The 21,543-nt window shown below is 57.8% G+C and carries 9 protein-coding genes; 7 read left to right on the top strand and 2 right to left on the bottom strand.

What is annotated here, in order from left to right; translation table 11 throughout:
• Positions 1-64 precede the first annotated feature (64 nt).
• On the bottom strand, positions 65-1,489 hold the full coding sequence (locus ACK2JC_RS12360) for a cell wall-binding protein (protein ID WP_092362727.1): 1,425 nt from the start codon (positions 1,487-1,489) through the stop codon (positions 65-67).
• Positions 1,490-1,689: 200 nt separating this feature from the next.
• On the opposite strand from ACK2JC_RS12360, the gene ACK2JC_RS12355 reads away from it, so the two are divergent.
• From ACK2JC_RS12355 to ACK2JC_RS12345, 3 genes are all read left to right on the top strand, one after another.
• On the top strand, positions 1,690-2,316 hold the full coding sequence (locus tag ACK2JC_RS12355; RefSeq protein ID WP_092362725.1) for a hypothetical protein: 627 nt from the start codon (positions 1,690-1,692) through the stop codon (positions 2,314-2,316).
• A 134-nt stretch (positions 2,317-2,450) separates the two neighbouring features.
• The gene (locus tag ACK2JC_RS12350) at positions 2,451-3,041 is read left to right on the top strand and encodes a nucleoside recognition protein (RefSeq protein ID WP_040411175.1); all 591 of its coding nucleotides are present in this window, start codon (positions 2,451-2,453) and stop codon (positions 3,039-3,041) included.
• A gap of 67 nt (positions 3,042-3,108) precedes the next feature.
• Complete coding sequence (locus ACK2JC_RS12345; protein WP_092362723.1) at positions 3,109-4,464, top strand: sodium-dependent transporter; 1,356 nt, start codon at positions 3,109-3,111, stop codon at positions 4,462-4,464.
• Between the two features lie 51 nt (positions 4,465-4,515).
• On the opposite strand, the gene ACK2JC_RS12340 is transcribed toward ACK2JC_RS12345, so the two are convergent.
• Complete coding sequence (locus ACK2JC_RS12340; RefSeq protein ID WP_092362721.1) at positions 4,516-5,103, bottom strand: hypothetical protein; 588 nt, start codon at positions 5,101-5,103, stop codon at positions 4,516-4,518.
• A gap of 186 nt (positions 5,104-5,289) precedes the next feature.
• On the opposite strand from ACK2JC_RS12340, the gene cysK reads away from it, so the two are divergent.
• The 4 genes from cysK (at position 5,290) to ACK2JC_RS12320 (ending at position 21,417) form a co-directional block, all read left to right on the top strand.
• Positions 5,290-6,225, top strand: coding sequence for a cysteine synthase A (gene cysK, locus ACK2JC_RS12335; protein ID WP_092362719.1), 936 nt, complete (start codon positions 5,290-5,292; stop codon positions 6,223-6,225).
• 32 nt (positions 6,226-6,257) lie between these two features.
• A complete protein-coding gene (locus tag ACK2JC_RS12330; protein WP_227169688.1) occupies positions 6,258-7,355 on the top strand; it encodes a hypothetical protein in 1,098 nt (365 codons plus the stop codon).
• Between the two features lie 214 nt (positions 7,356-7,569).
• Positions 7,570-20,658, top strand: coding sequence for a doubled motif LPXTG anchor domain-containing protein (locus ACK2JC_RS12325; RefSeq protein WP_411338515.1), 13,089 nt, complete (start codon positions 7,570-7,572; stop codon positions 20,656-20,658).
• A 234-nt stretch (positions 20,659-20,892) separates the two neighbouring features.
• A complete protein-coding gene (locus ACK2JC_RS12320) occupies positions 20,893-21,417 on the top strand; it encodes a spore maturation protein (protein WP_092362710.1) in 525 nt (174 codons plus the stop codon).
• Positions 21,418-21,543 lie beyond the last annotated feature (126 nt).

Genomic DNA, 21,543 nt, shown 5'->3' with positions numbered 1-21,543 from the left:
CACAAAACCAGACATAAAAACGGAGGCCGCTTATGCCGCGGCCTCCGCTGTGTGATGTCGGATCTTAATCCTTCTTTTCGCTTCCTTTATAGGTGATAATACCCTTGCTGTCGGTGCAGTAGTAGGTGTCGTCGCTGTCCTTGATGTTCTTCTTGCTCTTCATGATCTTGCCGGAGGTGCTGATTAGGTAATGCTCGCCCTTGTACTCGATGTCCTCGTACTTGGAGCCTTCCTCGGCCTCCACGCGTTTGCCCTTGATGTAAATGGATCCGTCGTCGATCTTATCCACGCCAGCGCCCTTGTCGCTGCCGGAGCTCTTGAACTTGTAGTAATGCTTCTCGCCGTCGATATCCAGGGTAGCGGTGCCGGTCTTCATCGCGCCCTCCTTGGGGGAGTCGCCGAAGTAGTAAACGGACACGTCCTCGTCCTCATCGGGCAGGTCGCTCTCGGACTCGATCTCCTCCGCTTCCAGGATGGTTCTTCCGTCCTCGGCAAAGGTGATCTTGTACAGGCCGTGGAGCATTTTGCCGACCGGGTCAAAGCCGTATTTCTGGCCTTTGATGGTCTTGATTTCGCCGGCTGCCAGCTCGCCGTTGGAATTTGCATAGAACCAGTACGGCTCGTCGTCGTTGTGCGCCTCCGGATCTACGTCCTCGCTGGGAACCGTCTTGAACCAGCCGGTGGACAGCCAGCACTGGTCCTCCGCGCTGTAATACAGGTTGGAGCTGCTGGCGGTCTCCGTGCCGGGTTTCGCGTACCAGTCGAATTCCGCAACGCCGTGCTCGTTAAAGCGGTATTTGCGGCCGTTGATTTTCTTGCTCTCCGTGTCCTTTACCTTCTTGCCGTTGGGGTTAAAGTAGAAGTAATAGCCGTCGCCCTCGCGGTCGTCGTCGTCCTCCTCAGGCTCAGCTTCCAGATATTTCCATCCGGTTGCCATCCGGCCGCCGTCCTCCAGGCCGCAGTAGTACAGCCCCTCCTGCCAGGCGTCATCGTCGGTCAGCATCTCACCGTTCTCATCGATCCAGCCGGACATCATGTGTCCCTCCTCGTCGAAGATGAACTTCGCATTTCCCGCGGCTGTGGGCAGGGTGGCGGTTCGCACGCTGTCGCTGGAGCCGGATTTCTTTACGGCCTTGCCGTTGGCCTGCAGGTAATACCACCAGGTGTCCGGTTCGCCGTCGCCGCTGTCCTCATTTTCAACCTCGCGCCACTCGTTGGAGACCATGGCGCCCGCAGAGTTCACATAGTAGTAGTTGTCGTCCACCTCCACGATCTGGCTCTTCGCCATGTAGCCGTCCTCGTCCAGGTAAAACCAGCCGTTGCCGGACTTCTTGAAAACATTGGTCGCCTTGCTCCCATCGTTGTTGTAGTAAACCCACTGTCCGTTCTCCTCAGCCCAGCCGGTGGCGGCGAAGGAAATCATCGCGCTTCCCAGTGTGAGCGCGGCTGCCGTACATGGAATCAGCAGCAGCTTCATGTTCTTTTTCATTATTTATTTTCTCCTTTCGTGTTCATGCTCCTTGTCGTTCTGTTTGACAAAACCAACTTACACTATGGAGTAACTCCAAGGTCAATGGGGTTCAGAAAAAGGTAAAGAAGCGTAATATTTCTTACGAAAAATGACCCCGCTGTCCTTTCAAAATAATATCTGGTAAAATAAAGGCAGGATCAATAAAGGAGGCGGATGAGATGCATGAATCCAATGATAAGGCGGTAAGCAAACCCCTGGGACACGACGATCAGAGTGGGTTTCAGTTTGCCCAGGAGATGCTGTGCGGGGACGTTACGGCGGCGGTGAATTTTGACAGGCTGCAAAAGCATCCGGTTATGGGGTATATTTTGTTTGAATATCTGCTCTGCGATGAAAAACAGACCGTGACGCCCCACACGAGCCACCCGAAGTGGTACTGGGGAAAAAATAAAGCAAAATTTCTGGGTCTTTGGCGGGTGGCCAGGTCGCTGGATGCCACGCTGTACCTGGTGAATTATGCGAAAGCAGGCACGCCTCACCAGGACAAGGTCAGAGTGATCGAGGTGTTGGATATGGATGTGGATGGGATCAAAATGGAACGGACCGCAAAAATTACAAGGAAAGAGTTTTCAGATTGGTTCCGCAAATTGAACCGGGCATGTATAGCCAGCGCTCATGAGATCGCCTTGGACGGCAAATATGATCTCTTTCACATGGACCGGGAGTCCATAGGGAAAATACGGCCCCATTTCGGACGCTACAGCGGAGAGCCGGTCTGGAAAATTGCAGAACTGCCGGATAACGGGGACTACGCCTACATTCTGCGCAGCTACAACCGCCCATAGCCGCGGGAACCGCACTGGATACCATACCCGGAGCCGGGAACGCAGATCGGACAAAAAGCATCTCTGGAGAAATGTTCTAACCGCCCCGGTCCCGCTCATAAAGTGTAGTTAAGAAACAATTCGAGGCGATTCGAATGTTAAATTATCTATGGTCCGGCATGATACTCATCGGCGTGCTCTGGGGCGCGTTTCACGGCCAGCTGGCGGCGGTCACCGAGGGCGCGCTGACCTCGGCCAAGGAGGCGGTCACCCTGTGCATCACCATGCTGGGGGTCATGACCCTGTGGACCGGCGTGCTGGAGGTGGGCAAGCGGGCCGGGCTCATCGACCAGCTCTCCCGGCGCATGCGCCCGGTGCTGCGCTTTCTGTTCCCCCGCCTCTCCCCCGAGAGCGAGGCGGCCAAACAGATTTCCGTGAACATGATCGCCAACATCCTGGGCCTGGGCTGGGCCGCCACGCCCGCCGGGCTTAAGGCCATGGAGGAGCTTAAAAAGGTGGAGGAGCAGCGGGGCGAGCGCCCCAAAGGAGTGGCGAGCAATGAGATGTGTACATTTTTGATCATCAACATTTCCTCCCTCCAGCTGATCCCCATCAACATGATCGCCTACCGCAGCCAGTACGGGAGCGTGAATCCCGCCGCCATCGTGGGCCCGGCGCTGGCGGCGACCCTGTTGTCCACGGTGGTGGCGGTGATCGCGGTGAAGCTGTTGGGAAGAGGGAAATGATGGGTTTGACTAATCCCCTATTATCTGCTAGTCTATATAAGTAAAAAATTCTAAGAGGTGAAATGTAATGGGGGATGGTTTTAAGGGCGACGGAGCCCAGAAACATAAAGGCCACCAGAACGGCGGTTTCAAGACGAGCCTGGGCTTTATCCTGGCTTGCGTGGGATCGGCCGTGGGTATGGGAAATATCTGGATGTTCCCGTACCGGGTGGGCCAGTACGGCGGGGCTGCGTTCCTGGTTCCGTACGCGATCTTTATCACACTGTTCGGCCTGGTGGGCCTTTCGGCGGAGTTCGCCATCGGGCGCAGGGCCAGGACCGGCACGCTGGGGTCCTACGAATACTGCTGGGCCTCCCGCAGCAAGGGAAAGCTGGGTTATGCTCTGGGCTGGATCCCGCTTCTGGGTTCCCTGGGTATTGCCATCGGCTACGCCATCATCGTGGGCTGGGTGGTGCGCGCCCTGTTCGGCTCCCTGACCAATTCCATACTGACCACGGACGCGGCAGTGTATTTCAGCCAGGCCACCGGGGAGTTCGGGAGTATTCCCTGGCATGTGATCGTGGTGGTTCTGGCCATGGCCATTCTGATGTTCGGCGTTTCCAGCGGCATCGAGAAGATCAACAAGGTGCTGATGCCCTCCTTTTTCGTGCTGTTCGCCATTCTGGCCATCCGCGTGGCCTTTCTGCCCGGCGCGGCGGAGGGGTACAAGTTCCTGTTTGTGCCAAAATGGGAATATCTGTTAAAAGTGGACACCTGGGTCATGGCCATGGGACAAGCGTTCTTCTCCCTGTCCATCACCGGATCGGGGATGATCGTCTACGGCACCTACCTGAAAAAGGACGAGGACATTCCGCGTTCCTCCATCCAGACGGCGGTGTTCGACACTCTGGCCGCCATGCTGGCCGCGCTGGCGATCATGCCCGCGGTATTTGCCTTTGGAATCCAACCCAATGCCGGGCCGCCCTTAATGTTTATCACGCTGCCGAACATTTTCCGCCAGATGCCCATGGGGCAGCTGTTCTCGATCCTGTTTTTCATTTCCGTGGCATTTGCCGGAATCACCAGCCTGGTGAATATGTTCGAGGCGGTGTGCGAGTCCTGGCAGAACCGGTTTAAGCTCTCCAGAAAGACCGCCGTTCTACTCTGCGGACTGATTACGCTGGGCGTGGGCTTGTTCCTGGAGGCCGAGCCCAAGGTGGGGTCCTGGATGGACTTTGTCACCATCATCGTGGTGCCCTTCGGCGCGGTGCTGGGCGCGTTTTCCATCTACTATGTGCTGGGATTTGACAAAATCCGGGAGGAGATGGAGTTGGGGCGCAGGAAGAAGCTGAGCCCGTATTTCGGCCCGCTGGCTAAGTATGTGTACGTGCCTCTGGCTGTGATTGTGTTTGTATTGGGGATCCTCTACGGGGGAATCGGCTGACAAAAAACGCCCGCCATCCCGGCATTTCTGCCGTGGTGGCGGGCGTTTGATCTATTTATTTACCGTGTAGCCCGTATGGTCCAGCTCGATCTGCGTGACGGTTCCGTCCCCGCCGAAGGAGAACACCGCCATGTAGTCGGGGCCGGCATATTCGAACTGGTCCAGCGTGGCCAGATCCGTGTCCTTACCGCTGTTGTCGGGGCGTCCCATGGACTTTTCCACCTTCTCCCGGTCGTAACCCTTGAAATCCGTGCCGCCGTAGATGACCTGGGAAGCGCCGTCCGTGCCGTCAATGGTGTAGAAGCCGGTCAGTTTGTACACGCGGCACTGGGAGAGGGGAAGATCCGTTTTTCCGGGATTGGCGATCACCGCGCTGGCGGCGGGCACGTCCTTTTTCAGCAGTAGAATAGGATGGGCCAGCATGGTGCCCGCCGGAATGTTCTGATCCGGGTCCGCGTCCGTTTCCAGGTCAAAGCCCGCGGCTGTGATCTCCCGGATCGTACACTGCCCGATCCGGAATTTGTTTCCGTCCAGAATCAGCTTGCTGTCCGAGCTGTTGCGGGCGGAGCAGCCCGCCAGCGCGGCGAGGCAGACAAGGGCCGCCGCCGCGCAGATTATGTACTGTTTTAAATATTTCATATTCCAACCTCCATATGTCATAAAATGAAATGCTGCTCTTAATTATAGACCTGTGCGGTGAAAATACAAATAAAATTTTCCAAACATCATTGACAAACAAGCGGCAGGGGAATATAATCCCACTAAACCTAGTAAGTAACTATGAAATGCGGCGTGATCCATGGAACGTGGAGAGAGGAGAAAGCGATGGGAACAATCTATAAGGGAGCGATTGAGCTGGTAGGGAAAACGCCCCTGGTGGAACTGGTAAACCTGGAGAAACGGGAGGGACTTAAGGCCCGCCTGCTGGCCAAGGTGGAATACTTCAACCCCGCAGGCAGCGTGAAGGACCGGGTGGGAAAGGCCATGATCGAGGCGGCGGAGCAGAGCGGCGAGCTGAAGCCGGGGGCCGTGATCATTGAGCCAACCTCGGGAAATACGGGCATCGGCCTGGCCTCCGTGGCTGCGGCCAAGGGGTACCGCATGATTTTGACCATGCCGGACACCATGAGCGTGGAGCGGCGCAATATCCTGAAGGCTTACGGGGCTGAGATCGTGCTGACCCCGGGGGAGCGGGGTATGACCGGAGCCATCGAGAAGGCGGAGGAGCTGGCGAAGGAGATTCCGGGAAGCTTTATCCCCGGCCAGTTTGACAACCCGGAGAACCCCAAGGCCCACGAGCTTACCACAGGGCCGGAGATTTGGGAGGACACGGAGGGCTGTGTGGACGCGTTTGTGGCGGGCGTCGGCACCGGCGGAACCATCACCGGAACCGGCCGTTATCTGAAGAAAATGAACCCGGCCGTCAAGATAATCGCCATGGAACCCGCCGAATCCCCGGTGCTTTCCGCCGGTCACGGGGGGCCGCACAAGATTCAGGGAATCGGCGCCGGGTTTGTGCCCAAGGTTCTGGACACCGGCATTTACGATGAGATCGTGACCGTGGAGGACGACGACGCGTTTGCAGGCGCCAAGCTTCTGGCGCGGACCGAGGGCATGCTGGTGGGAATCTCCTCAGGCGCGGCGCTGTACGCGGCCATTGCGCTGGCCCGTCGGGAGGAGTACGCCGGAAAGACGATTGTAGTGCTGCTGCCGGACAGCGGGGACCGGTATTATTCCACGCCGCTGTTTGTGGAGGGGTAGTACGGGAACGAAAGGAAAAGGAGAAACTCAATATGCCATTTGAATTGGTAAAATACGCAGCCCCGGATTTTTCCGGAGAAATGTTTGTAAACGCGCCGGACGCGGCCATGGCACCGGCTCCCAGGGACCGGGTGGCGCCCGGGAACTACCACGCCACCACCATATTTCCCGAATACTTCAAGGTGGACGGCCGCTGGCTGTTAGCCGGGGAGAGCCGGATGGACTGCGTGGCCGTGTACGAGAACGGGACGATTGCGGTGCGGGAGTTCCGCAACCTGAAACAGGGGGATCTGGTGTTTACCGGGCGGACGGAGAATTGCGAGGAAGGCATTTTCGTGTACCCCAACGGCTTTGACGCGGGGGAGGGCGGCCACGACGAGACATTTGCCTTCCGCCAGAGAAGGACCCGCGAGACCGCGTTTTCCAAGGACTACGACAATATCTATGATCTGCTCAAATACGAGCGGGATCACGGCTACGTGGTGTGGGTCATGGGCCCGGCCTGCGCCTTTGACTCCGATTCCAGGGAGGCGTTCTCCCGCCTGGTGATGAACGGCTACGTGGACGCCCTGCTGGCCGGAAACGCCCTGGCCACCCACGATCTGGAGGGGGCCTACTTAAAAACCGCCCTGGGCCAGAACATCTACACCCAGCACACCCAGCCCAACGGCCATTACAACCACATCGACACCATCAACCAGGTGAAGCTTCACGGCTCCATCCCGGAATTCATCGACAAGGAAGGCATCGACAACGGCATCATGTACAGCTGCGTGAAAAAGCAGGTGCCCTTTGTGCTGGTGGGTTCCATCCGCGACGACGGCCCCCTGCCCGAGGTTTACGCCAATGTGTACGAGGGTCAGGACGCCATGCGGGAATGCATCCGCAAAGCCACCACCGTAATCTGTATGGCCACCACCCTTCACTCCATCGCCACCGGCAACATGACCCCGTCCTTCCGGGTGATGCCCGACGGGACTGTGCGCCAGGTTTATTTTTACAGCGTGGACGTGTCCGAGTTTGCAGTGAACAAGCTGGGCGACCGGGGAAGCCTGTCGGCCAAAAGTATCGTGACCAATGTCCAGGATTTTGTGGTGAACGTGAGTAAGGGACTGGGGCTTTATCCGTGACAATCAACCGAATCAGTTAACGCCGGTCAGGAACCGGCCCGCGCAGATCAGAGGATTTGCCCGGGCCGGTTTTTTGCTGTGTACTTTATATTCGGAAAAAGCCCAAAAAGTAACCGTATTGTAACCGCCGACTGCTATACTGTAATGGTATGTTAGGAAATTTTACCCTGCTATGGATCATGAAGGATATAAGGAGGCGCAGTTCGTGAGAGGTATGAGAAAGCGAATCAGTTGGAAAATGAGGCTGCTAGCCTGGTTTCTGGTGGTTGCGATGGTTTCCGGGAATTTATCCCAGGTAGGCTACGCGGCCCAGTCCCAGACAAAGGAGACCACCGGACAGCGGGTGATCAAAATAACGGAAAAGGAGATTGAGCGGATTCTGGACCGGGACCCGGAGAGGCGTCCCGAGCTGGAACTGAAGGATATCCCCTTTAAAGGTGAGACCAAAAAGCAGAACGTTCTCGATGAGATTCTGTCCCTGACCGAGGGGAAGATTCTGATCAAGAAGCAGAGAAACGGCGCAAGCCTGTGCCTGATCTATGCGGAGAAGGACGGCCTGGATATCGACTTTTACGACGAGGATGCAGAGGTGGATGAGGACGAGTGCCTGATCGACTTCCTGGAAATCTACACCGTAAACGTCGGGGATAAGCCGGTGGAGTACAAGGTGGTGCTGGACAGCGATACCATGGTGATCGGGGAGGCCACCAGCTCGGAGTTCAAGGTGGTGGGCGACAATGAGGACTTTACCATCGCCACGGATTCCAACGCGGTGAAGGCCACGGATTCCAACGCATCCGCGCAGGAGAAGGAAACCGAAGCGCCCGCGGCCCAGCCGGATAACGGACAGGCGGGGGAATCAGGACAGGAGAATACAACACAGGATCCGGCCCAGGGAGACAACGGGCAGAATCCGGCTGAGGGTACGGAAGGGGAGGCTCCGGCAGGGGGAGCGGACCAGCAGGAACCCGCAGAGAACGGCGGGGCGGAGACGCCCTCCGAAGAGACTGGAAGCCAGGAGTCCCAGGAGACCCAGGCGCAGCCTGAGACCGAATCACAGACTGAGACCGAAGCTGAAAAAGAGCCGGAGACCGAGGCTCCCGCAGCCGAACCCACGGAAAAAGAGACGGAGAAGGAACCGGAGGCGGATGAGCAGCAGGAGCTTTCCAGATCCGTCCGTGAGAGATATCTGGTTACAAGTTCCGACGATGATGAGGAGGACGAGGGCGCGGGCCTGGTAAGCCTGTCTTTTGACGAGGATGCCACTGAGGAAGTCATGGAAAGCCTTCAGGAGGAAGGCGGAATCGTCAGCAGAGTGGGAGCCGGGATGATTAAGAGCACGCGGCTTACGCTGGTGCCCAGCACGCCTTTCTTTGAGGCGGTGACCGAGGCCCTGGGCGATCCCGACAGCGCTGAGGACAATCAGGTGGTGGTGGGAAGCATCGCCGTGTCCCCCGACAAAACCGGGGAGATCATGGCGGGCGAGGAGTTCCACCTCACCGTCAACTATGCGATGAACGCGGTTCCGCCCTATTCGTACAACGGAGGCACAGTCAGCCTTTACACGCCCAACGAGGTGAAACGCGGAACTATTATTCTGACCGTACCCAGGGAGCTGGTGTTGCCCCAGCAGGCAGTCTACCGCCAGGAAGCGGGAGAAAGCGCCATTTACAACATTCCGGTTTCAGATGAAAGCGCCTCCGGCAAGATGGTGCTAAAAGCCTACTTTGCCGGAAACGGCAGATCGGGGATCGGCACGGCCTATGAGATGAGCAATATCTGGTCTGCGGCGTACAGCGGTTTTGTCACCGCCGTAGATCCCACGGACGCCTCCTCATCGGTGGAATACGCCTTCTGCGATTACGGGCAGAGGGAGTCCCTGGACGAGGAGCTTACCGAGGAGATGTACCAGTGGGAGCTGGCTTCGCCGGATGTCTGGGCCGTCAACAAAGAGATCACCAGCTTAAACGGAGTCGGGGAGCAGGTGTCCCTGAACGGGCAGGATGCAGTTAAATTTGAATTTGAGATCACCGTGGGCCTGGACCAGGCCGGCGCGCCCGCTGTGGGCGATGCCAACTATTTCAGGCCGGGCCGCGTGCCCTTTGAGTCCTACCGGCTCACGGATACCCTCACGCTCCACGACAAAGAGGGCAATCCCACGGATATCACGCCCTTAAAGGTTGAGCTTGTGCCCGAGGGCGCAAACAATGGCTCTCCCCTGGTTGCGGAGGAACCGGTTCTAAACAGCGCGGTGATCACCACGGAGCAGTATGCGGCGGCCGGACATCCGGGCGAGGATACGGGCTTATATGAGACCGACGGAAGCGCCCCGGCGCTTACCCGGTATCAGGTGACGGCTTATTACGCCCGGGATAACTTCAAACTGGATTTCTGGGATCCCCAGGTAGAGGACGGGGCCACCTACCAGGTGAAAAATGACGTCACAATCGATTACACTCTGGCAAATGTCAACGGAGGCGGAAACAGACCTCAGATTCAGGATGACGCCAGGGGTTATTACCAGTTCGTGGAGGGAAGCAGCGCCATCCGGCTGAAAAAGAATCTGCTGATCCCCGGTCTCAACGAGGCCGGAGAGCTGACCACCCGGGAAGTACCCTTTGACGGAGTATACGGCGGTTACTATGAGGGGTATGCCGGATTTACCCTTGAGAAACAGGATGAGGAAGGCACATTCCAGGTTTATTCCCCCAAGGTACTGGAAGGCGGAGCTTACAAAGACCTGGAGAACATTGCCATCAATCCTGTGCAGGACAGCCTGGATGGGGAGGTCCCGGAGCAGGGAACCGACGGGAGTCTGACCTTCTACGTGGAACCGGGCACCTACCGGATCACGGAGACGGAGCTGCCGGAGAAAACCCAGCCCGGTCCGGGTATGGAGCTTGACAGCCGGGGTCAGGCGTATTTTGAGGTTACGGTAAAGCTGGATGACGAGAAAACCGTGACATTTAAAAACGCAGTTCAGAGCGGTGGGCTTCAGTTTGCCAAGTATGGGTACGAGTACCGCAACCACGGACTTTCCGAAAAAGCCGATCCCCTTGGCGGCGTAACCTTCGAGCTGTTCGACGGGCAGGGGGAGAGTCTGGGAAGCGCCACATCCGGCAAAGACGGAATCGTGAACTTTTTCCCGCTGGATGCAGGAACTTATACACTGAAGGAAGTGAGCACAGCCGACGGCTACATTCTGGATTCCACCGCATACGACGTGAAGGTGGAGGCCGGAAGGATCGCCCGTCCCCGCAAGGGCGGAGCAGACCAGGAGGTTCTCTATAACCTTCCCAACCAGTCCGCGGCCAGAGTGGTCAAGTGGCTGGCGAAGCCCGGGCAGGAGCAGGAGACCAGGGTGCAGCTCGGCGGTCAGGCCGTGGAAGCCTTTGCAGGCCGGTTCCAGGTGGAGTACCGCGACGGGGAAAACTGGCTGAAATACGGGGATCCCCTTTCGCTGGACGGCAGCGGGGAGATTTACCTGGATCTTCTGGTCTATCGGAACGGGAAAACGGAGTCTGCGGAAGCTACCGTGTACCGCGTGGTGGAGAGCGTGCCGGAGGCATACACCTCCAAGACCTACAATGTGGGAGACGGGGCGTACTACCAGACCTTCGATCCGGACGCACGCCAGGTGGTTTCCAGGGAATTCACCCTGGAGGAGGCGAGAGAGCAGGGCAAACCGGCTCCCGTGCAGACTATAAATATTACAAATATTCCCAGAAGCAACATTGCGCTGACCAAGTACAACGCCGGTTACGGGGCGTCCGGGGATGACCGGAAGTCCTGGATTACGTCCGAAAAAGCAGGCGCGGCCGCGGCCGAGTTCCAGCTGCTGCGCAAAACCGGGGAAGGCCGGTACGATCTGGTCGGAAGCGGGCAGACCGATGAGAACGGAAATATCGTGTTCTCCAATCTGGACATCTGGACCGACAACGGAAGCAAGATTGAATACTACTGGTATGAGATGCCCCAGTCCGGTACCCGGCTGGAGGTCTTTGATTCAGAATACGCCGGCGGCTCTGAGAACCGGCTGCAGACCGTGACGGGCGCTGTCATTGACGGTGTGTCCCATGACGCGGCGATGTTGGCGGGACCGTTTGAGCTGACCGTGGATTCCACTGTGAGAGCTTACGCTTACAACGTGGCCCAGAAGCTTCCGGTCTGGATTGAGAAGCGGGATGGAAGCGCCAAAGAAACGGTAATCTGGACGGACAGCGATCCGGAAACTCAGTTTGAGTTTACCATTTACCAGATGGACGGGGACAAAACCGGGGCCGCAGGCCAGCCGGTAACGGTCCGCAACGACGGAAAGCCGGTATACCTGGATCTGGGATACCAGTATAAGGTTTACGAGACAAAGCACCCGGAAAGCTACGAAGGATACGAGGGCCAGGAAAACCAGTCCGATGAAAAGGGATTCTACCAGATCATCGACCTGACAAAACGCCCGGAAATATCCATGGGCAGCGGTGTTCAGGAGGCAAAGGGCGGGAATCTCACCACCTTTGTGAACCGTCGGCTGTCAAGGCTGCAGGTGGTGAAGCAGTCCAGAACCATCGACTTAAACGACCTGCTGACCAAGGATTCCAGGCTGACGGACGTTGAATTTGAGGTATTTACGGAGGAAGACGGCCAGTTTAAGTCGACCGGACGGACCATCAAATCCGATGATGGAAATTACTGGTTCAAAGCAGGAACCTACTATGTGAAGGAAAAGTCTGTCCCGGCCGGTCACATTGATCCCGCCACGTATCTGGAAACCGGCGACCACAGGAAGGACGCTGACCTGAAATACTTTATGGACAGCGGCCGGCAGAATCTTTATTACGGGCCGATCCAGGTGAAGGAGTCCGGGAAAGAGGTTGCGACCGGCAGCGTGGAGGTGATCAACTACAAGAACGTGGGGACAATCCGCGCGATTAAGAAAAGCGGAAATACCGGCGAGCCCCTGGGCGGAGCCGTGATCGCGCTGGAAAAGCTGGCCGGAGCCAAATATGTGGAGATCGGCAGACAGACCTCCGACAAGGAGACGGGATTTGTCACGTTCGGCGGTGTGGCGATCTACGACGATAACGGCGACAAGATCACTTACCGCCTGCGGGAGATCACGCCTCCCAGCGGTTATACCCTGGATAAGGGCAGGGAGTACGCGGTGAAGCTGGATCAGAAGGACCTGCTGACAACAGTTGACACAACCGGCCACACCCTGGAATTTGTCAACAACCTGGCCGTCAATCTGACGGTGAGGAAGTTCTGGACCGACAAATGGGAGTCCCAGTTCGACCACCGCGACATCAAGAACGAGCTGCCGGGAGTGGACCTGGTTCTGTACAAGTGGGATCAGACCGGCGGTGCCGGGAAAGCACAGCTGGTAGCGGCGGGCGCCTCGGATGAGGCGGCGGCAGCGGCCATGTTTAAGGGGCTGGACAGCAAGCTGGCATATTTTGTGGTAGAGGGCGAGGGCGTATCGGGCTACGAGCCAAAGGACGGGAAAGTCATTCTGACAAAGACCAGCGGCGCCTACCCCGAAGAGTTGGATGTGAGCGCGGACGGAGCGCTGATGGGAGGCGATTACAACTATGTGTTCTTCCCCGTCCAGGCGGCTGGCGAGATTGAGGTAAACCGGAGCGGAGAAATCCTGAATGAGCGCCCCTGGCTGCAGTTCAACCTCCACAAGTACGCGGACCGCGTATTATACAATGAAAACACAGAGAACCGGACGCCGGTTACATTTGAGTACGAAGGGACTTCGCGCACCTTTTACGCTGAAGAGCTGAACCCGCACAAAGACGTGAACGGGGCGAGGTTTGAGTTCCATGAGACCCCGCTGGCCGGCGGATTGGAAGCCGTGCTGGACGGCGGCACCCTGATTGACGTTTACGAGACGGGCACCAAGCTGAATGGGCTGGGCGGACAGCAGGTGGACGGCGAGTTCGACACCACCATCGTGCGTCCGGGAAATATTTTCTGGCTGAAGGAAGTGAGCGCCGGCCCCGGTTATTCCTGGGGCGACCGGCCGCAGATCATCGCCTTTGTGCCCGCGGACCAGCTGAGCGGCTTTGAGATGGATGAGAACGGTTTTTATGTACGGGCGGACGAAACCAAGGTAAAGGTAGTTCCCTATGAGAAAAACGCTACCGTAACCGCCGACGCGTTTAACTACGACATGAGCGGCACCGGAATAGGCGAGATCAACACCGCCTATGTGAAGCTGAACAAGTGGCTGGAAACAGAGCGGGACGGCCAGAAGGAATACACGCCTCTGGGCGGAGTGACCTTCCAGCTGCGCGTGGGCGGAATCACCGTCGCCACCCTGGAAACCGGACTGGATAACCAGTGGAACGGCGGCGACAAGACCGGCCAGGCCATGTCCGAGATGCTGTATTTCGACCGGATTGTGGAGGCGCTGAAATCGGCCGGAAGAACCGACGAGGAGATTTTGAAGTGGGTTAATTTCGAGACTCATGAGATCAGCTTTGAGCTGGTTGAGATCAGCGCGCCGGACCGCGTGGAAATGATGGACGGCTCCAAGACCCTGACGGTCGCCTTTGCCGGGAACACGCCGGTGGATACCAGCTATTTCTGGAGCGAGGGTGATCCGGAGTCCAAGCGCCTGATCAATACCCAGCTGGAAGGCTATCGGGTGGAGCTGAACGTTTGGGGATACAATCCCACGGAGGAGCTGTTTGAGGCCACCGGAGGAGCGATCACCGATGCCAAGCTGGAGCAGATGGACGGACTGGACGCTGCGCCTCTGAATCAGGTGATACTGGAGCTTTACCGGTATAATTATGAAACCGGTAAATATGAGCGCTATATGGCCGATACCTCCATCCGCACGGTAAACGGCCGGTATTTGTTCGAGGACGGATTGCCCAGAGGGAAATACTATCTGGTTGAGACAAATCTGGGCCAGGCCAACAAAGACCGCTACTTTAATATGTACAACAGTAAAGACTGGCGCCGCGAGTTCACCGTCAACGCCTCAGAGCGCAACGTGGTGAACGTGTACAATCCGGAAAAGCCGAATCTGGAGATCACGAAACGTGTGCTGGCGGAAAAGGCAGGCGGGAAACATGTGGATCTGGCAGGTCTGACGCTGACCTTTAAGGACGGAGGCACAAAGTATACCAGAATCTTTAACAAAGATTCTGCCGACGAAACCACCGTGAGAATCGACAACATGGCTCCCGGCGCTTACACCATTACCGAGTCCGGACAGCCGCAGAACACCTCGATTCAATACTTTGGCGTTTACAATCAGAATCAGCTGATCATCGGATTCTCCCGTGCCAAGAATGGAAGCACGCCACAGATTCAGAAGCGGGATAAGCTCAAGACGTACCCATATGAGTCCCAGGTGTCCATGGAGCTGTACAACCCGCAGAAGGGCAGCCTGAAGCTGATCAAGACAGACGCTGAGGACCCGGAGGTCAAACTTGCGGGTGCAGAGTTTAAATACAGCTATCTGCCGTTTAACGCAAACAAGGGCGATATTGTTGGTTCCAAGGGCGAGGCCTATGTGGTCCGCCAGCCCGGTCTGGTTGAAGATGCGACCTTGCTTCAGGATTTGGCTGGAAGAAAATGGGGAACAGAAACGGCTGCCGGAAAGACCAACGCTGACGGCGAACTCCTGATGGAGCATCTGGATCCCGGCTGGTACCGGATCACGGAGACCAACGCGCCGGAGGGCTACACCGCGGGACAGGAACCGTTCTACATGGCGGTAGTCGCCGATATGGGCGCAGACCACACCGTAGCAGGGGTTATCCCCGAAGCGGTTGTGACCAATCCCCACGACGTGTCCCTGACTGTCACAAAGAATCTGGATTACGCCGGACTCACGGATCACAAAAACGTTCTGCCGGATACCGTCACCTTCAGGCTTTACAAGGGAACGGCGGACGGCGCGCTGGCTGATACCGGCAGGAGCGTGGAAGTGATGTCAAAGGACGGCCACACCGGTATAATCGATGGCATCCCGCAGCTTACCGCCAAAGAAACCGCAGACGGCGTCCATTACTATCTCGCGGAGACGGTTGAAAAGTCTGAGGACTGGAATTTTGTCGCCGCCGCCGACAATCAGGACGCGGCAGGGACAGCGCTTAATACCGTGACAAAGGGCGGCGTGACCTACATCGAACTGCCCGGATTTACAACCAGGGCGGATGTTGCAATCACCGTCACCAACCGTCTGGCCAGGGCGGACATCACGCTGCTCAAGGTTGACAAGGACAGCAATGCGCCGCTGGCGGGAGCCGTTTTCGCGCTGTACGCCACCGATCAGACGGTGGGCGGCACCGGGCTGCCCGCGGATTCGGCCAGAATCGGCACCTTCGCGGATTTGGGCCAGGGAATCTACCGGCTGACCAATATCCCGGCCGGAAGCATTTCCGGGACGGACTACTATGTATTTGAAGTTACCGCGCCGGAACACTATGTGCGCAAGGCGGAGCCGGTGAAAGTTACCGTGCTGCCGGGACAGCACTTAAGTTATGAGACGCCGGAAAGCGCCGGTCTGTTGACCATTCAAAATGAGAGCGGCGTGGACATCAGCCTGATCAAGCACCCGGATGTGTACGGAGGGCCGGAAGCCGGAACCATCCAAACGTCCGGTGTGAAATTTGACCTGTATGTGCGCGACACGGCCCAGGACGGAAGCGGCTGGACCAAGGTGGGCGAGACCAGGGAGCCGGATGCGGACGGAACCATCAAATGGACCGGACTTAAGCTGGCGGACCGCCAGTACGCTCTGTACGAGTACGACATTACCGGCGGAACCTACGAAAATTACGCGCTGGACGGCATATATCTGGACGGCGTGAAGATGGAGGAGACCGCGGAGCAGGACGGCAGGAGACTTTACGTGCTGGCAGGAATGTCCGCGGGCCAGACCTTCGGGTTTGAGGCTTACAACCGCCCGGCACAGCTGGTGACCATCCAAAAGACCGACGCCAACGGCGGTCCGGCTCCCGAAGCCGAGTTCCAGATTCTGGATGCCAACGGCGGCGTAGTCATGATTCACGGGCAGGAGAAGGTTCAGACCGCTAGAGTTGGCGGAGAGAACTACACCCAGGTGAAAATACCGCTGAAAGCGGGAACGTACACGCTGGTGGAGACGAAAACCGGCTCCGGCTACAACCTGATTCCGGACGACAGCCGGGTGATCACCCGGCGGGAGATCACGGTGCCGGATGAAGCGAACAACAACACCTATGAATTCTCCAACCTGCGCATCGCTCCCACCGTGGAGCTGAACAAACAGGTTGCGGCTGTGAACGGCCAGGAGGTTGAGGCGGGCCGCGAAGGCGTGCTGGAGAACCTGTGGTGGAACGACGGCCAGACGGTGCGCTATGAGCTCACGCCGGTCCTTGGTGATGAGATTACGGGCAGGGGAAACAACGGAACCATCGAGCGCTTTGCGCTGACCGACACCGGGCTTACCATGCAGGGGCCGGATGGAAACGACCTGGCCTACGATATTTATACAAGGGATAACTACTCCTTCACGGAGCTGGTGATTCCCATGCCGTCCCACGACAGCTTTATTGTCCGGGACGGGGTGGCCGTGGAGGCGGGAGCTATTACCGCGACGGTTACCACGGAGCATTTTGACGGCTCCCAGAACACCTACGAGCACACGTTTGACCTGGAGGACAGCTGGACCCTGGATCTGGGAGCGGAAGCGGGAGTGAAGGGCTTTACGGTCACTTACGAGGACGCGCGGATGAAGGAGCAGAGCGGTTACGCCCTGGGCCAGAATTTCAACCCCGGAACCATCCAGGCAGAGGCGGTGCTGTACCAGCAGCCGTACAACTCCCAGGCGGTCCAGGTCATCGGCAGGATCCGCAACAGCGCCAATGTGGCGGTGAAGTACAGCAAATATTTAAGCGACGGAACCCACCAGGAATATACCATGGGCAGAGACTCGTTTGACGACGTCCGTGTGCTGGAGCCGGATATTCCCACCGTTTCCACACGGCTGGACGTGGCCAACAACACCAGGCCCGCGGATACCGCCACCGGCAATATCAAGGTGGGCGACAAGCTGACCTACACCATGACGCTGGAAAATGTCAGCGGCGAATCGATCCGCAGCGAGATGGTGGGACCGGTCTTTGTAAACCGGCTGCCCATCGGCGTAAACGCTGTGGATGACACGATCAAAGTGCGCATGAACGGTACGGAGATCGAGCCGGATCAGATCAGTGTGATTTACGACAGCGAGGGAATTGAGTATCTGGTGGTATCGCTGCCGCACCACAACCTGACAAACGGCGATAAGGTGGTCGTGACCTTTGAGGCCGAGGTCGGCAACGCGGTGATCAACAACACGGGGGCCGCCACGGATTCCATGTATATCACCAGCCGCCTGACCAAAGATATTTTCGCAAGCAACCCGGGCGGAGCCACCTTCAAGTGGCAGGAAGAGAAAACGGGAACCAACTGGCCCAATGAATACCCGGACATCAACGACATTGCAAAAGACACGCTGGGGCTGTGGAACAAGGCCAACGGCTACACCTACAACTACCGGCAGAACACATTTAACACCAACTCCGACATTACCCTTCTGAAGGAGGGCAAGGGCAACCTGGACAGCGCCTTCGTGTCCGAGCCGGTGAGCGCCAAGGTAACGCCTGACGAGAACGGCAGCATCATTTATCATCTGATTGCCAAGAACACGTCGGCGGAAGCCAACAAGACGGTGATCACCAGGCTGCGCCTGGCGGATTCCCTGCCCAGACCCAGCGAGATGGAGGACTTCAAGGGAACCAGCAGAAGCAGCCAGTGGAGATTCAACGTGGACGGCGGCACTGCGTTTACCGTGTACAAAGTGAACGCGGAGGGCGCGAAAACGGTGATCGAACCGGAAAACTACCGGATTTACTACTTTACCGGGGACGGCGAGACGGCCATGGACCAGAGCGTGCTGAAGAAATACGAGAACCCGGAAGATCACGGTTGGGTATTGCAGGATAACTGGACCGGAACCAACCCGGTTGCGGTGATGGCGGATATCACGCTCCCCGAGGATCAACATCTAAAGACGAGCGAGAGCGCCGTGCTGGAATTCAAGGCGGATGTGCAGGAGATCAACTCGGCCCAGGAGCTGGAGCGCATCGCTTACACCTACGCGGTGAACCGGTTCTCCATGTCCTACTACCATATGTCCAACGAAAACCCGGAGGAGCTGGCGTTCCAGGATGTGACCAGCAACATGGTTCAGGCCGTGCTGACCCCCGCCAGAGTGGGCGTGGGCGGCCGAATCTGGATCGACGCCAACGGCAACGGACTCCAGGACGACGACCAGTACGGCACGTCCGTGTCCGATTTGCAGAAGCTGGTGGAAAACCAGTATTTCAGAATCAGGCTGAACACCAGCGGCGAGGAGAAGAACACGGTGTCCGTGGCCTCTGTATCCCAGGCGATCCCGGCGGTACCCAACGAGACGGCGAAGCCTTCGGGCGTTTTGGACCGGACCGGACGGTTCCTGTTCTCGGGCCTGCTGCCTGCGCAGCCTCACGATGAGGAAAACCTGTACGCGGCCATGGACGACGACGGAGCGCTCAACACGATCCGAAACGAACTGAAGCCCGGCGCGTTAAAGGGGCTGAATCCTCAGACAAACCGGCTGACCATTATCACCGGGGGCGACGGGAGCGCCGACATCATTCCCGGAATGTATTTAAAGAAAACCGCGACAACGGTGAACGGCAAAGGCATTTCCAACGCCGAAGGCGGCATGTCGCGCAAACCCTCTGAGCTGAAGGCGGGGACGTACCCCAGCGAGACTCAGGACAACAACTTTGTGACCAACGGCACGGCGGACAGCTATGTCTCCGAACAATTCTTCCTGTGGGGCGACACGGAGAACTGGGATCAGACCAAGGATTTCGGCCTGATTCCCTACCGCGATCTGACCATCACCAAATACGGGGAGGGAGATCCGAAGGAAACGCTGGAAGGGGCGGAATTCGCCCTGTACGGCCCCTTTGACAACGAGGAAGAAGCCAGGGCCTTTGACACAGGGAAAGCGGACGAGGGCAGCGGTAAGTTTGTGGGCCGCGGGGCCACCGGAGCGGACGGAACCCTGAAGTTCGAGGGACTTTACTACTATCTGTACTACGTGATCGTGGAAGAGTCCACCCCGGACGACTATATGACCTACGGCGCGGTGGCCAGCTCCAATATCCGGCCCATGTCCGCGGACCGGGCGGACGCCAGCTGGTATATCCCGTGGGGCGTAACCGAGGCCAGCGTCACCAACAAATACGGCGACGGAACGCTGAAAGTGACCAAAGCGGACAGCGAGACCGGCGCAGCCCTGGCGGGAGCGAGGTTTGAGCTCACTGCGTCCAGGACAAATGTGGAGGGCGCTTGGGAGAATTACCTGGCTAAGGCTGCGAACAGCGAGCCGGACGGCTTAACGGGCGTTCAGGCGGTAACGGTTGACGGAACCACGCTGCGCTTTACCATTGCGGGCAGCACGGAACATGGTGCGACGGACGGAACCGCCGTCCTGACGGAACTGCCTTACGGCACCTACACGCTGACCGAGATAAAAGCGCCCGACGGTTATATTCTGGGAAGCACGCCGGAGGTGAGAGTGTTCACCATCAGCCGCGCCGACCGCACGATTTCCTACACCACGGACCAGCTGGCGCTGGAGAAGGACGCCATGGGTCCCATCGCCAACACCCCTCATGAGACAACGGTGGTGAAGGTGAGCAAGAGCAACACAGAGACAAAGCTGGCGGGAGCGGAATTCATCCTCAAATCCCAGAAGGGCTACGTGCTGTTGAAGGACGGAAGCTTTGACGGGTATGTTCAGGAGGAGGAAAAAGCGAGCCGGTTTACCACAGACGAGAACGGCGCGTTCGTGATCAAACGCCTGCCTGCCGGAACCTACACGCTGGTTGAGAAAACGGCGCCTTCGGGCTACCAAATCAACAGCGACATCCCCTCCTTCACAACGGACGGGACAAAACACAGCCTCATCCAGGTGGAGGATCAGAAGATCACCCACAGCGGCGGAAACGGCGGCGGAGGCGGCGGTGGAGGTTCCACCGGAAAACGCAGCGTGACGGTTATCAACGACGAAAATGTGCCGCTGGCCAATCTGCCCCAGCCGCCGGTCAACGAGACCATCATTCTGGACGACGACGTACCGCTGGCCGGACTGCCCAAGACCGGCGAGATCGTAAATGCGGCCGCAGGGCTTGCGGCGCTGATCTCCACCGCGCTCATGGGCGTGTACCTGGCTTTGCAGAAGAAACGGCGGCCTGACCGGTAAACGGCGGGCAAAACGACACGGACAGCCTGGAATGCGGGCGGTGCGGAATACGGATCGTCCGAAGCGCAGATCATTTAGAAAATTCGACAGAAACAGCAGTCCCGCGGGAAATCCCGTGGGGCTGCTGTTTTTTAGTGCGCCGGGCGGATGTGACCCATTGTTTGGGTCAGTGGGAATGGAACCGCGGCCTCCGGAATAAGATGCATCGATAGACGGAAGCCGCGGGGTGTTGAAATGCAAATATTGATTTTTCTGTCGGAATGTATGGTTCCGCTGATGATATTTTACATAATCGGGTTCGGGCTGCTCTCAGGGCGGCCGGTGATGGACGATTTTCTGGAAGGAGCCAAGGAGGGGATGAGGACCGTGGCGGGCATTTTGCCCACGCTGGTGGCGCTGATGGTGTCCGTGGGGGTGCTGCGGGCCTCCGGCTTCCTGGACTTTCTTGGGGAGGTGTTAAAAGCCCCTGCGGCCCTGGTCCACCTGCCGCCCCAGATCGTGCCGGTGATCCTGGTGCGCCTGGTATCCAACTCCGCGGCCACGGGCCTGGTGCTGGACATTTTCAAGGAGTTCGGAACGGACTCCAACCTGGGGCTGATCGCCTCCCTGCTGATGAGCAGCACGGAGACGGTGCTGTACTGTATGAGCGTGTACTTCGGCGCCGCGGGCATCACCAAAACCCGCTACACCCTGGCCGGGGCGCTGATCGCAACCGCGGCGGGGGTGGCGGCCAGTGTGGTGCTGGCCGGGGTGATGTAAAGGCCGAAGCCAAAGAAAACATTGCAAAACCCAGGTTTTTTTACTATAATAGCCATAAGAAAATAGGAGATCCGCTGTGTATCGGCGCCGGCATAGTACAGAGGACGGTGCATATACAGCGGGTTT

It is taken from the genome of Enterocloster lavalensis, from assembly GCF_046603895.1.
Taxonomy (GTDB): domain Bacteria; phylum Bacillota; class Clostridia; order Lachnospirales; family Lachnospiraceae; genus Enterocloster; species Enterocloster lavalensis.
The sequence above is the reverse complement of the archived record's forward strand: the minus strand, read 5'-3'. Positions and strand labels throughout refer to the sequence as shown.